This window comes from Halomonas sp. PBN3 (assembly GCF_000475415.1).
GTDB lineage: Bacteria > Pseudomonadota > Gammaproteobacteria > Pseudomonadales > Halomonadaceae > Halomonas > Halomonas shengliensis.
The window spans coordinates 1-10,712 of record NZ_AXCA01000150.1 but is presented as its reverse complement, the minus strand read 5'-3'; the positions used below and the strand labels follow the sequence as shown (position 1 = coordinate 10,712).

14 protein-coding genes are annotated in these 10,712 nt (G+C 70.9%); 1 reads left to right on the top strand and 13 read right to left on the bottom strand.

Annotated features, from left to right (window positions below; all coding sequences use genetic code 11):
- Positions 1–60: 60 nt before the first annotated feature.
- From Q673_RS25630 to Q673_RS25570, 13 genes are all read right to left on the bottom strand, one after another.
- Complete coding sequence (locus Q673_RS25630) at positions 61–909, bottom strand: TatD family hydrolase (RefSeq protein ID WP_023005536.1); 849 nt, start codon at positions 907–909, stop codon at positions 61–63.
- 46 nt (positions 910–955) lie between these two features.
- On the bottom strand, positions 956–1,291 hold the full coding sequence (locus tag Q673_RS25625; protein ID WP_023005535.1) for a PilZ domain-containing protein: 336 nt from the start codon (positions 1,289–1,291) through the stop codon (positions 956–958).
- A 32-nt stretch (positions 1,292–1,323) separates the two neighbouring features.
- Positions 1,324–2,334 carry a DNA polymerase III subunit delta' gene (locus Q673_RS25620; RefSeq protein ID WP_023005534.1) on the bottom strand — a complete coding sequence of 337 codons (1,011 nt, stop codon included), beginning with the start codon at positions 2,332–2,334 and terminating at the stop codon, positions 1,324–1,326.
- Positions 2,322–2,933 carry a dTMP kinase gene (gene tmk / locus Q673_RS25615; protein WP_023005533.1) on the bottom strand — a complete coding sequence of 204 codons (612 nt, stop codon included), beginning with the start codon at positions 2,931–2,933 and terminating at the stop codon, positions 2,322–2,324. Before tmk ends, Q673_RS25620 begins: the two co-directional genes overlap by 13 nt.
- A gap of 308 nt (positions 2,934–3,241) precedes the next feature.
- Positions 3,242–4,246, bottom strand: a complete 1,005-nt coding sequence (gene mltG, locus Q673_RS25610; protein WP_023005532.1) for an endolytic transglycosylase MltG — start codon at positions 4,244–4,246, stop codon at positions 3,242–3,244.
- A gap of 25 nt (positions 4,247–4,271) precedes the next feature.
- Positions 4,272–5,093, bottom strand: a complete 822-nt coding sequence (pabC, locus tag Q673_RS25605; RefSeq protein ID WP_023005531.1) for an aminodeoxychorismate lyase — start codon at positions 5,091–5,093, stop codon at positions 4,272–4,274.
- Positions 5,094–5,099: 6 nt separating this feature from the next.
- Positions 5,100–6,338 (bottom strand): beta-ketoacyl-ACP synthase II, encoded by a 1,239-nt coding sequence (gene fabF, locus Q673_RS25600; RefSeq protein ID WP_031217962.1) that lies wholly within the window; start codon positions 6,336–6,338, stop codon positions 5,100–5,102.
- A gap of 208 nt (positions 6,339–6,546) precedes the next feature.
- Entirely contained in the window at positions 6,547–6,780 is a 234-nt protein-coding gene (gene acpP, locus Q673_RS25595) for an acyl carrier protein (RefSeq protein ID WP_008956801.1), read from the bottom strand.
- 133 nt (positions 6,781–6,913) lie between these two features.
- The gene (gene fabG, locus Q673_RS25590) at positions 6,914–7,657 is read right to left on the bottom strand and encodes a 3-oxoacyl-ACP reductase FabG (protein WP_023005529.1); all 744 of its coding nucleotides are present in this window, start codon (positions 7,655–7,657) and stop codon (positions 6,914–6,916) included.
- A gap of 30 nt (positions 7,658–7,687) precedes the next feature.
- The gene (fabD, locus tag Q673_RS25585; protein WP_023005528.1) at positions 7,688–8,647 is read right to left on the bottom strand and encodes an ACP S-malonyltransferase; all 960 of its coding nucleotides are present in this window, start codon (positions 8,645–8,647) and stop codon (positions 7,688–7,690) included.
- Positions 8,648–8,664: 17 nt separating this feature from the next.
- Positions 8,665–9,726 (bottom strand): phosphate acyltransferase PlsX, encoded by a 1,062-nt coding sequence (gene plsX / locus Q673_RS25580; RefSeq protein WP_023005527.1) that lies wholly within the window; start codon positions 9,724–9,726, stop codon positions 8,665–8,667.
- Positions 9,727–9,769: 43 nt separating this feature from the next.
- Positions 9,770–9,940 (bottom strand): 50S ribosomal protein L32, encoded by a 171-nt coding sequence (rpmF, locus tag Q673_RS25575; RefSeq protein ID WP_023005526.1) that lies wholly within the window; start codon positions 9,938–9,940, stop codon positions 9,770–9,772.
- A 33-nt stretch (positions 9,941–9,973) separates the two neighbouring features.
- The gene (locus tag Q673_RS25570) at positions 9,974–10,501 is read right to left on the bottom strand and encodes a YceD family protein (RefSeq protein WP_023005525.1); all 528 of its coding nucleotides are present in this window, start codon (positions 10,499–10,501) and stop codon (positions 9,974–9,976) included.
- Positions 10,502–10,603: 102 nt separating this feature from the next.
- Between Q673_RS25570 and Q673_RS0118305 the strand changes: the two genes are divergently transcribed.
- A partial coding sequence (locus tag Q673_RS0118305) for a Maf family protein (RefSeq protein ID WP_031217959.1) occupies positions 10,604–10,712 on the top strand: 109 nt, incomplete at its 3' end.

The following is a 10,712-nucleotide window of genomic DNA, read 5'->3' as shown; positions in this document are numbered from 1 at the left end:
TCGACAGGCGCGTTCGGCAGGCGCCGACGCATGTCGGCTCCCCACGCAGCGACAGCGGCGTCAGGTCACCAGGCCGGCGCCGCGCAGGATGCCGCGCATCTCCTCGGAGACCTCCGGCACGGCGGCGCGGAACAGCCGATAGAAGTTGGCGCTGGTCTGCATCGCCACCTCCTCGACGCTGATGCCGCGCTCGGCGGCGAGGCACTCGGCCACCTCCACCACGAAGGCCGGCTCGTTGGGCTGGCCGCGATGGGGCACCGGCGCGAGGTAGGGGCTGTCGGTCTCGATCAGCAGGCGGTCCAGCGGGACCTGCCGGGCCACCTCGCGCAGCGCCCTGGCGCTGTGGAAGGTGACGATCCCGGAGAGCGAGATATAGAAGCCGTGGCGCACCGCCTCGCGGGCCATCTCGAGGTCCTCGGTAAAGCAGTGGAGCACGCCGCCGATGGCCGGGTCGGTGTGCTCGCGGATCATCTCGAGGGTCTCGTCGCGCGCCTCCCGGGTATGGATGATCACCGGCAGCTCGAGCTCGGTGGCGGCGATCAGCTGGCGACGGAAGCGCTCGCGCTGGACCTCCCGGGACGGCACCGTGTCCGGCGCCTTCCTGAGGTAATGGTAGTCCAGCCCGCACTCGCCGATGGCCACCGCGCCATGGCGGTCGGCGACCGCCATGATCGCCTCCACGTCGGGCTCCTCCTCCACCCGGTGCAGCGGGTGGACGCCGGCGGAGATCACCACGTCGTCATGCTCGCGGGCGATGGCGGCGACGCCGGGCACGTCCTCCAGGGTGACGCCGATGGCCAGGAACTGCTTCACCCCGCGGGCACGGGCGGCCGCCAGGGTGGCGGCCAGGTCGCCATCGTGGGTCTTGGGGTCGAGGCGGTCGAGGTGGCAGTGGGAATCGACAAACATGCGGTATATCCGGATGACAGGTGAATGGCTCCAGGCGCGAGGCGCCTCACAGTGTGTAGGTCTGGGCGCCCTTGTCGAGGTGGCCGGCCAGCAGGTTCTCGATGCGGTCACGGACACCCTGGTCGGCGGCGCTGAAGTGGATGCCGACGCCGGGCATGCGCCGCCCGGTGACGCCCTCGGGGGAGACCCACACCACCTGGCCGGTGACCGGCACCCGCTCGTTCTCGCCGGGCAGGGTCAGCAGCAGGTAGATCTCCTGGCCGAGCTCGTAGCGCTCCCGGGTGGGCACGAAGATGCCGCCACGCTCCAGCATCGGCATGTAGGCCGAGAGCAGGGTCTGGACATCCTGGATATTCAGCGACAGGGCCTTCTGGGCTGCCATGGGTCTCTCCTCGGGGTCTCTTGCGCGGCGCCTCAGGAACGCAGCAGGGCCGACCAGCGTACCAGCCAGGCTTCCAGCACCAGCTGCGGGTTGGGGTTGCCGCCGGCGGCCAGCAGCCGGCGCTCCTCGCGGGCATAGTCCAGCAGGCGGAACCAGTCGCGCACCCGGGCGTTCTTGACCGCCTGCCGGTAGAGCGGCAGCAGGTCGGGGTTGCGCAGCCCGTCGCTCTCGCCGGAGAGGCCCAGGCGGATCAGGTCCTCGAGCCAGGCGATACCGTACCACAGGATGGCGTCGATGGACTGGCGGTCGAGACGGGCCGCCTCTGCCACCGGCTCGCCACCGCGCACCAGCGCCTCGAAGGTCTCCACCAGCTGCTGGCGCAGGGCGCGCGACTCGGGGTCGGCCAGGCGCAGCGCCGCAAGCGGCAGTCCCCCGGCGACCTGCAGCCAGAAACGCGCCTCTGCCTCGTCGCCGAAGCGTTCGGCGAGCCAGGGCAGGCAGTCGTCTGCCGCCGGCGGCCCCAGGCTCCAGTGCTGGCAGCGCGAGCGGATGGTCGGCAGCAGTCGCGAGGGGATATCGGAGAGCAGCACGAAGAGGGTGCGCGCGCCGGGCTCCTCCAGGCTCTTGAGCAGGGCATTGGCGGCGGCCACGTTGAGCGCCTCGGCCAGGGCGATCACGATCACCCGGTAGCCCCCCTGCTGGGCGGTCTGGGCGACCACCTGGTTGACCTCGCGGATGGCATCGATACGGATCTGCCGCTTGCCCTCCTCGAGCTCGACGCGCATCAGGTCGGGGTGATAGCCGGCGGCCAGCATGCGGCAGGCGTGGCACTCCCCACAGGCGGCGGTGCCGGGCGCGGCACACAGGGTGCGGGCGGCCAGGGCATCCACCAGGGAGTGCTTGCCCACCCCGCGCGGCCCTGAGATCAGCAGCGCATGGGGCAGCCGCCCGGCATCGGCCAGGCGGACCAGCTCGGCGAAGCGCGGGCGCAGCCAGGGCAGCGGCTCGCGCTCGGCGATCGGCGTCGTGCTCAGCGCTGCCATGCCGCCATCCTCGTCGCCAGCACCGCCTCGATCTGACGGCCGACGGCCTCCGGTGAGCGGGCCGCATCGATCAGGGCGATGCGCTCCGGTGCCTCGGCGGCACGCGCCAGGTAGGCCTGGCGCACCGCCTCGAAGAAGTCGCCGCGCTCCTGCTCGAAGCGGTCACGCCGCTCACCGCGGCCCGCCAGGCGCCCCTCCAGGCGACGCTGGGCCTCGGCCATGGGCATGTCGAGTAGCAGGGTCAGGTCCGGGGTCAGGCCGCGCTGGACGAAGGCCTCGAGTTCGGCGATACGCGCCGGGTCGAGGCCGCGCCCGCCGCCCTGGTAGGCGAAGGTGGCATCGGTGAAGCGGTCGCACACCACCCAGGCCCCCCGCGCCAGCGCCGGGCGGATCACCCGCGCCAGGTGCTGGGCGCGGGCGGCGAACACCAGCAGCAGCTCGGCGTCGTCGTCGAGGGGCTCGCGCTCCTCGGGGTCGAGCAGCAGGCGCCGGATCGCCTCGGCGCGGGGCGTGCCGCCGGGTTCGCGGGTCTGCACCACCTCGAGACCACGCGCCTCGAGCCAGCCGACGACCCGGGCCAGGTTGGTGGACTTGCCCACCCCCTCGCCCCCTTCCAGGGTAATGAAACGGCCTCGTTGATCAGGAACAATATTCCGCTCGCGACTCTCTCGGCGACCCTCCCCGGAGCGCCGGACCGTCGAGGAGGCGCTGTGAATACCTCCCTGTACGCTACCGACGCCCTGCTGCGCTCTCGTGTCCCGCTCCGCTTGCAGGGCCGGTGCTGGCCATCCATGGCCAGCCCGTTCGGAGCAATGCTCCTCACCCCTGGCGTAGGACCTCCCCTCCGGAGTGTCCCCGACGTCACTCGCTGGCACATCCGAATCTCTATTGCTCATGCCGGCTCCCGTCAGCGATTGCGGATATACCGATTCACCGCATTGTTGTGCTCGCGCAGGGTGCGCGAGAAGTGGTGCGTGCCGTCGCCCTTGGCGACGAAGTAGAGGGTGTCGCCGGGCTCGGGGTTGACCGCCGCCTCCAGGGAGGCACGCCCCGGCAGGGCGATCGGCGTGGGCGGCAGGCCGTCGATCACGTAGGTGTTGTAGGGGGTCGCCTCGCGCAGGTCGGCGCGGGTGATATTGCCCGCGTAGCGCTCCCCCATGCCGTAGATCACCGTGGGGTCGGTCTGCAGGCGCATGCCGCGCTCCAGGCGACGCTTGAACACCCCGGCGATCTCGGGGCGCTCCTCGGGGGCGCCGGTCTCGCGCTCGATCAAGGAGGCCATGATCAGCGCCTCGTAGGGGCTCTCCAGGGGCAGGTCGTCGGCGCGCTCGGCCCATACCGCCTCGAGGGTCGCCTCCATGCGGGCGAGCGCCTGCTCGAGGATCTCCAGGTCGCTGACGCCCTTGTGGTAGAGGTAGGTATCGGGGAAGAACCAGCCCTCGGGGTGCTGGCCCTCGCGCCCCAGCCGCGCCATGAGTTCCTCGTCGGAAAGCTCGGCGGTCTGCTGCGCGAGCTTGGGCGCATCGGCCAACAGCTCGCGCATCTGGGCGAAGGTCCAGCCCTCCGGCACCGTCAGCGGATAGGTGACCACCCGGTCGCTGCCCAGCAGCTCGAGCAGCTCCCGCCCGCTTATGCCGGGCTCCAGGCGATACTCGCCGGGGCGCAACCGGGGCAGGCTACTCGGCTCCAGGCGCGCCAGGGCACGGAAGGCCCAGGCCTCCTCGATCACCCCCTCGCGCGCCAGCTCCCCCACCACCCGGTGGTAGCCGGCGCCCTGGGGCACCTCGTAGAGCCGCGCCTCCTCGAGCGCGATCGGGGCCGCCAGGCGTGACTGCCAGTAGCGGTAACCACCGAACAGCGCCGCCGCAGCCACCAGGGCCAGCACCAGCAGGAAGATCAGTACTCGCCGCATCGTCATCCTCGTCAACATTGGTCACTCATGGAAGGCGCGGGTAGCCCAGCAGGTCGTGGGCCTCGGCCTGGAAGGCGCGGTGTGCCGCTCCCACCGGCCAGGCGGCGAGCCCCCTGCCCTCGGCATCCTCGAGGTGCACCACCGGCCACACCCCCTGCACGGAGTTGCCCAGCCACACCGCCTCGGCCTCGACCAGCGCCTCGACGCCGGCGTCGACCTCATGCAGCGGCAGGCGCCCCATCAGCGCCTCGCGCAGGGTACCGGCCACCCCGCAGCGGCCGAGGCTCGGGGTCTCCAGGCGGCCGTCGCGGCACCAGAAGAGGTTCATGGCGGTGGCCTCCACCAGCCGCCCCTCGGCATCCTCGAGCAGCCCCTCGGCGATGGCGTCGTCCTGCCACTCGCCCCGGGCCAGCACGTTCTCCAGGCGATTCAGGTGCTTGATCCCCGCCAGCGCCGGCTGGATACCGAGGCGAAATCGGCAGAGCCGCACCCGCACACCGTCCCGCCAGCGCCCGCTATCCGGGGCGAAGGCGGCCAGCTGCCAGCGCAGCCGGGGCTCGGGAGCCGCCGGCGGACGATAGCCGCGCCCGCCACTGCCGCGGGTCAGGGTAAGCTTGAGCACCTCGAGCCCCGGCCCCGCCTCGGCGAGGGGCGCCGCCAGGTCGTGCTCGGGCGGTATGGGGATGCCCAGGGCATGGCAGCCCCGGGCCAGCCTCGCCAGGTGCTCGTCCCACAGCAGCGGCCGCCCCGCCCTGACCAGCAGGGTCTCGAAGAGGCCGTCGCCATAGGCGACGCCGCGGTCATCGAGGGGCCAGCCCGCGGGCTCGGTCGGGCACGGGGCGGCCATGGGACCTCAGACCCGGGAGAAGACCAGGGTGCCGTTGGTGCCGCCGAAGCCGAAGGAGTTCGACAGCGCCACGTCGATCTTCATCTCGCGGGCGGTGTGCGGCACATAGTCCAGCTCGCAGCCCTCCTGGGGGTTGTCGAGGTTGATGGTGGGCGGCGCCACCTGGTCGCGGATGGCCAGCACCGAGAACACCGCCTCGACGGCGCCGGCGGCACCCAGCAGGTGGCCGATCATCGACTTGGTGGAGCTCACCGCCACCGACTTCGCCGCCTCGCCCATGACCTGCTGCACCGCGCGGCTCTCGGCCAGGTCGCCGGCCGGGGTGGAGGTGCCGTGGGCGTTGATGTAGTCGATCGCCGCCGGGTCGAGGCGGGCGTCGCGCACGGCGTTGGCCATGGAGAGCGCCGCGCCGCTGCCGTCTTCGGGCGGGGCGGTCATGTGGTAGGCGTCGTCGCTCATGCCGAAGCCGGCCAGCTCGGCGTAGATAGTCGCCCCGCGTGCCTTGGCATGCTCGTACTCCTCCAGCACCAGCACGCCGGCCCCATCGGAGAGCACGAAGCCGTCGCGATCGCGATCCCAGGGACGGCTGGCCGCCTCCGGGTCCTCGTTGCGGGTGGAGAGCGCCCGGGCCGCCGAGAAGCCACCGAGGCCTAACGGCGTGGTGGCCATCTCGGCGCCGCCGCACACCATGACATCGGCATCGCCGTAGGCGATGGTGCGGGCGCTGTAGCCGATGTTGTGGGTGCCGGTGGTGCAGGCGGTGGTGATGGCGATGTTGGGGCCGCGGAAGCCGTGCTGGATCGCCAGGTTGCCGGAGATCATGTTGATGATCGAACCGGGCACGAAGAAGGGCGAGATCCGCCGCGGCCCGCTCTTGAGCAGGGCGCTGTGGTTGTGCTCGATCATCGGCAGGCCGCCGATGCCAGAACCGATGGCCACGCCGATGCGCGAGGCGTTCTCCTCGGTGCACTCGATGCCGGCATCCTGGATCGCCTGGGCCCCGGCCGCCATCCCGTACTGGATGAAGAGGTCCATCTTGCGGGCCTCCTTGGGGTTCAGGAAGGGACTGATATCGAAGTCCTTCACCGACCCGCCGAAGCGCGTGTTGAAGCCGCTGACATCGAAGTGCTCGATGGGCGCGATGCCGCTCTTGCCGGCCACGATGTTGCGCCAGCTCTCCTCCACGGCATTCCCCACCGGCGTGACCAGGCCAAGGCCCGTCACCACTACCCGTCTACGTGTCATCAGCGTTCCTCCAGGCGTCCAGGATGATCGCGGCCCCGCCGGGCCGCCTGTTTCGGCGCATTATACCGACTCTGCCCGCGACATTCCGCCCCGGCTAACGGCGCGTGGCGTCCGGGTGCGAAAAAGCCGCCCGGCGGGCGGCTTTTCGGTGGACCGTTCCGGCAAAACGGCCCCGAGCATCAGCAAGCGGTATCGACCGCCACCAGGCTTACTGGTGGGCGTTGACGTAGTCGATGGCTTCCTGAACGGTGGTGATCTTCTCGGCTTCCTCGTCCGGAATCTCGGTGTCGAACTCCTCCTCGAGCGCCATGACCAGCTCGACGGTATCCAGGGAGTCGGCGCCCAGGTCCTCGGTGAAGGAGGAGCTGTTCTGGATGTCCTCTTCCTTGACGTTCAGGCGCTCGGCCACAACCTTCTTAACGCGCTCTTCGATGGTGCTCATTATGACGTACTCCAGTCGTTCATATTGGCCGTCCAGATGACCAGCCGTTTGGGGTTCCAGATCCGCAAGCCGGAAGCTGCGGGGTAGTGTATAGAGGCCCCGGGGCCGGCGCAACCGCCGTCCCCGGCGCCTCTCAACGCATGTTCATGCCGCCGTTGACGTGCAGGGTCTCGCCGGTGATGTAGCTGGCGCTCTCCCCGGTGAGGAAGCCCACCGCCGCGGCGATCTCCTCGGGCTGGCCCAGACGCGAGAGCGGGATCTGACCGAGCAGCGCCTTGTGCTGCTCCTCGGGCAGCGCCTCGGTCATGTCGGTGGCGATGAAGCCCGGCGCCACGGCGTTGACGGTGATGGCCCGGGAGGCCACCTCACGCGCCAGCGCGCGGGTGAAGCCCTCCATGCCCGCCTTGGCGGCAGCATAATTGGTCTGGCCGAGGTTGCCCATGGTCGCCACCACCGAGCTGATGTTGACGATGCGACCGAAGCGCGCGCGGGTCATGCCGCGCAGGCAGGCCTTGCTGACGCGATAGACGGACTTGAGGTTGGTGTCGACGACGTCGTCCCACTCCTCCTCCTTCATGCGCATCAGCAGGTTGTCGCGGGTGATCCCGGCGTTGTTGACCAGGATGGTCGGGGCACCGAACTCCTCGCCGATCGCCTTGATCAGGGCATCGACGCTCGCCTGGTCGGTAACGTCGAGGCGACGGCCGGCGCCTTGGATGCCCTGGACCTTGAGGTCGGCATCGATGCGCTCGGCACCGGCGTCGCTGGTGGCGGTGCCGACCACGATGCGGCCCTGGCGACCCAGCTCATGGGCGATGGCGCGGCCGATGCCGCGGCTGGCCCCGGTGACCAGGGCGACTCTGGATTCGGTTGTCATATGCTTACGCCTTCATCCTGTGAAAGAAGATCAGCCCTGCTGGGCGGCCACACCGCGGGCCAGCTCCAGGGCCGCATCCAGGCTGTCGGGGTCGTTGACCGCCAGCCCCTTGCTGCCGCGGGCGATGCGCTTGCCCAGCCCGGTGAGCACCTTGCCGGGCCCGCACTCGATGAACACCGCGGCACCCCGCGCGCTCATCGCCTCGACGCACTCGGTCCAGCGCACCGGCCGGTAGAGCTGCTCGATCAGGCGCGTGCGCAGCGTCTCGACATCGGCGTGGGCCTGGGCATCCACGTTCTGGATGACGGTATAGCGCGGCGCCTTGAGCGCCACCCCGTCCATCGCCTCGGCCAGGCGCTCGGCGGCCGGCGCCATCAGCGCGCAGTGGGAGGGCACCGACACCGGCAGCGGCATGGCCCGCTTGGCCCCCGCCGCCTGGCAGCCGGCGATGGCGCGCTCCACGGCGGCCTTGCTGCCGGCGATCACCACCTGGCCCGGGGCATTGTAGTTGACCGCCGAGACCACGTCCCCCTGGGCCGCCTCGGCGCAGGCCTGCTCCACGGTGGCATCGTCGAGGCCGAGGATCGCCGCCATGGCGCCCTGCCCTGCCGGCACCGCGGCCTGCATCGCTTCGCCGCGCAGCTTGACCAGCTTGACCCCCTCGGCGAAGGGCATCACCCCGGCGCACACCATGGCGCTGTACTCGCCGAGGCTGTGGCCGGCCATGGCCGCGGGGCGCGGCCCCTCGAGCTCCTGCCAGATGCGCCAGATGGCGACGCTGGCGGTGAGCAGCGCCGGCTGGGTGCAGGCGGTGGCGTTGAGCGCCTCGGCGGGTCCCTCCTGGACCACCTGCCAGAGGTCGTAGCCGAGGGCCTCGGAGGCCTCCTCGAAGGTGGTGCCCACCACGCTATAGCGCTCAGCCAGCTCCCGCAGCATGCCGACCTGCTGGGAACCCTGTCCGGGAAACACGAGGGCGAGCGGTTGAGTCATCTTGGTCACCTTAGCTTTTATTGGCTGTCATCGTCGCCGGCCATGCCGGCACGACGGGAAATCGTTGCGTCCTTGCCGCCAAGCTCCCGGGCCAGCGACCGGGGGAGGTCGTGCTCCACCTCCTGCACGGCCCTGAGCACGGCGTAGCGGAAGCCCTCGGCGTCGGCGCCACCGTGGCTCTTCACCACGATGCCGGCGAGCCCCAGCAGGCTGGCGCCGTTGTAGCGTACCGGGTCGAGCTCGGCACGCAGGCGGCGCAGCGCCGGCCGCGCCGCCAGTCCCACCAGGCGACTGCCCCAGTGGGCCTCGAAGGTCTGCTGGACCCGCGCCACCAGCATCCGCGCCAGCCCCTCGCTGGCCTTGAGCACGGCGTTGCCCACGAAGCCGTCGCACACCACGACGTCCGCAGCCCCGGCGAAGATGCCGTCGCCCTCGACGTAGCCGCGGTAGTCGAGGCCAGCCACCTGGCGCAGCCGGGCATCCGCCTGGCGCACGCTGGCGGTGCCCTTGGTGCCCTCGACGCCGACATTGAGCAGCGCCACCCGGGGCCGGGCGAGGCCATCAACCCGACGCGCCATGACCTCGCCCATGCGGGCGAAGTCCACCAGGCGCTCGGCGCTGGCCTCGACGTTGGCGCCCAGGTCGAGCAGGTAGCAGCGCCCCTGGTCCCGGGTGGGGATGGCGGTGCTGATCGCCGGGCGGGGAATCCCCGCCACGGTGCCCAGGGCGCGACGCCCCAGGGCCATCAGCGCCCCGGTGTTGCCGGCGCTGATACCCGCGCACGCCTCGCCGGCGGCCAGGCAATCGAGCATGCGCGCCATGCTGCTGTCGCCGCCGTGACGCAGCGCCTCCGAGGGTCGAAGCCCGGGAGCGATCTCGCCGGGGGCATCCACGACCTCCATACGCGAACCCGCCGCGGCGAGACGCCGCGGCAGGCTGGCGATCTCACGCTCGAGGCGGGCCCGGGGGCCGAACAGCCGCAGCGCGAGACGGGGGTCCTGGAGGGCCGCCCCGGCGGCGCCCCGCACCGTGGCGCGGGGGCCGAGATCCCCTCCCATGGCATCGATGGCGATCCGCACGAGGGGTCAGGGACCGGGGGTCACCGCAGGTCGCGTCGTCGACTCAGGCGTCGACGACCTTGCGGCCGCGATAGAAGCCGTCCGGAGAGACGTGGTGACGCAGGTGAGTGGTGCCGGTTTCCTTGTCCTGGGAGAGGGCCGGGGCACTCAGGGCGTCGTGGCTGCGACGCATGCCGCGCTTGGAACGGGTCTTGCGGTTCTGTTGAACTGCCATGGGATGTCACTCCAGAGTGAATCGATGATGAAGTCAGGATTTGCCCTTGAGGTGCTTGAGCACATCGAAGGGGCTGGGGGCGGGAGCCGCGGATGCCGTGGCCTCCTCCCCGCTGGTCAGCTGGTCGCGTGAGACCGCGCAGTCGGCCTCATCGTGGTAAACCACCTGCGGCAGGCTGAGGATCAGTTCATCCTCCACCACCGTCAGCAGGTTCAGCTGTTCGTTTTCCACCAGCACCGGCTCGTGGGTGCTGGGCAGCTCCGCCGCCAGGGCGTCGCTGGTGACCATGCCGAGCAGGAACTCGCTCTCGACGCGCTGCGCCATGGCCGTGAGGCAGCGCCGACACGGCAGCTGCAGCTCGGCCCGCAGACGACCCTGGATCACCCGGCGCCCCTGGGCATCGATGGTGAAGTCCAGCCACACCGCGGCATCGCCCTGCTGCGGCCCCACCGCCTCGGTGAGACGCGCGAAGGCGTCCAGGGCCATCAGCCCTTCCAGGTGCTCGTCGCGGGCGGCGAGCTTGTAGGGCTCGACATGGCCCGGGAGTCGCGTGATCAACATAGGCGCGCAATGATAGGCACTCCCCCCGCCCCTGTCAAAGCCGGCGCAAGGGGTAGCGACATGCTAGGCTGACGCCTTCCCCACGCCCCTGGAGATCGCCCCGTGCCGCACCTCGTGCTTGCCTCCGGATCGCGCTGGCGCCGCCAGCTGCTCGACCACCTCGGCCTGCCCTACGCCTGGCAGAGCCCGGACATCGACGAGACCCCGCACC

Coding starts and splice junctions, on each gene's coding strand:
- Q673_RS25630 (WP_023005536.1), bottom strand. CDS start 909: ATGTTTGTCGATTCCCACTGCCACCTCGACCGCCTCGACCCCAAGACC.
- Q673_RS25625 (WP_023005535.1), bottom strand. CDS start 1,291: ATGGCAGCCCAGAAGGCCCTGTCGCTGAATATCCAGGATGTCCAGACC.
- Q673_RS25620 (WP_023005534.1), bottom strand. CDS start 2,334: ATGGCAGCGCTGAGCACGACGCCGATCGCCGAGCGCGAGCCGCTGCCC.
- mltG (WP_023005532.1), bottom strand. CDS start 4,246: ATGCGGCGAGTACTGATCTTCCTGCTGGTGCTGGCCCTGGTGGCTGCG.
- pabC (WP_023005531.1), bottom strand. CDS start 5,093: ATGGCCGCCCCGTGCCCGACCGAGCCCGCGGGCTGGCCCCTCGATGAC.
- fabF (WP_031217962.1), bottom strand. CDS start 6,338: ATGACACGTAGACGGGTAGTGGTGACGGGCCTTGGCCTGGTCACGCCG.
- acpP (WP_008956801.1), bottom strand. CDS start 6,780: ATGAGCACCATCGAAGAGCGCGTTAAGAAGGTTGTGGCCGAGCGCCTG.
- fabG (WP_023005529.1), bottom strand. CDS start 7,657: ATGACAACCGAATCCAGAGTCGCCCTGGTCACCGGGGCCAGCCGCGGC.
- fabD (WP_023005528.1), bottom strand. CDS start 8,647: ATGACTCAACCGCTCGCCCTCGTGTTTCCCGGACAGGGTTCCCAGCAG.
- rpmF (WP_023005526.1), bottom strand. CDS start 9,940: ATGGCAGTTCAACAGAACCGCAAGACCCGTTCCAAGCGCGGCATGCGT.
- Q673_RS25570 (WP_023005525.1), bottom strand. CDS start 10,501: ATGTTGATCACGCGACTCCCGGGCCATGTCGAGCCCTACAAGCTCGCC.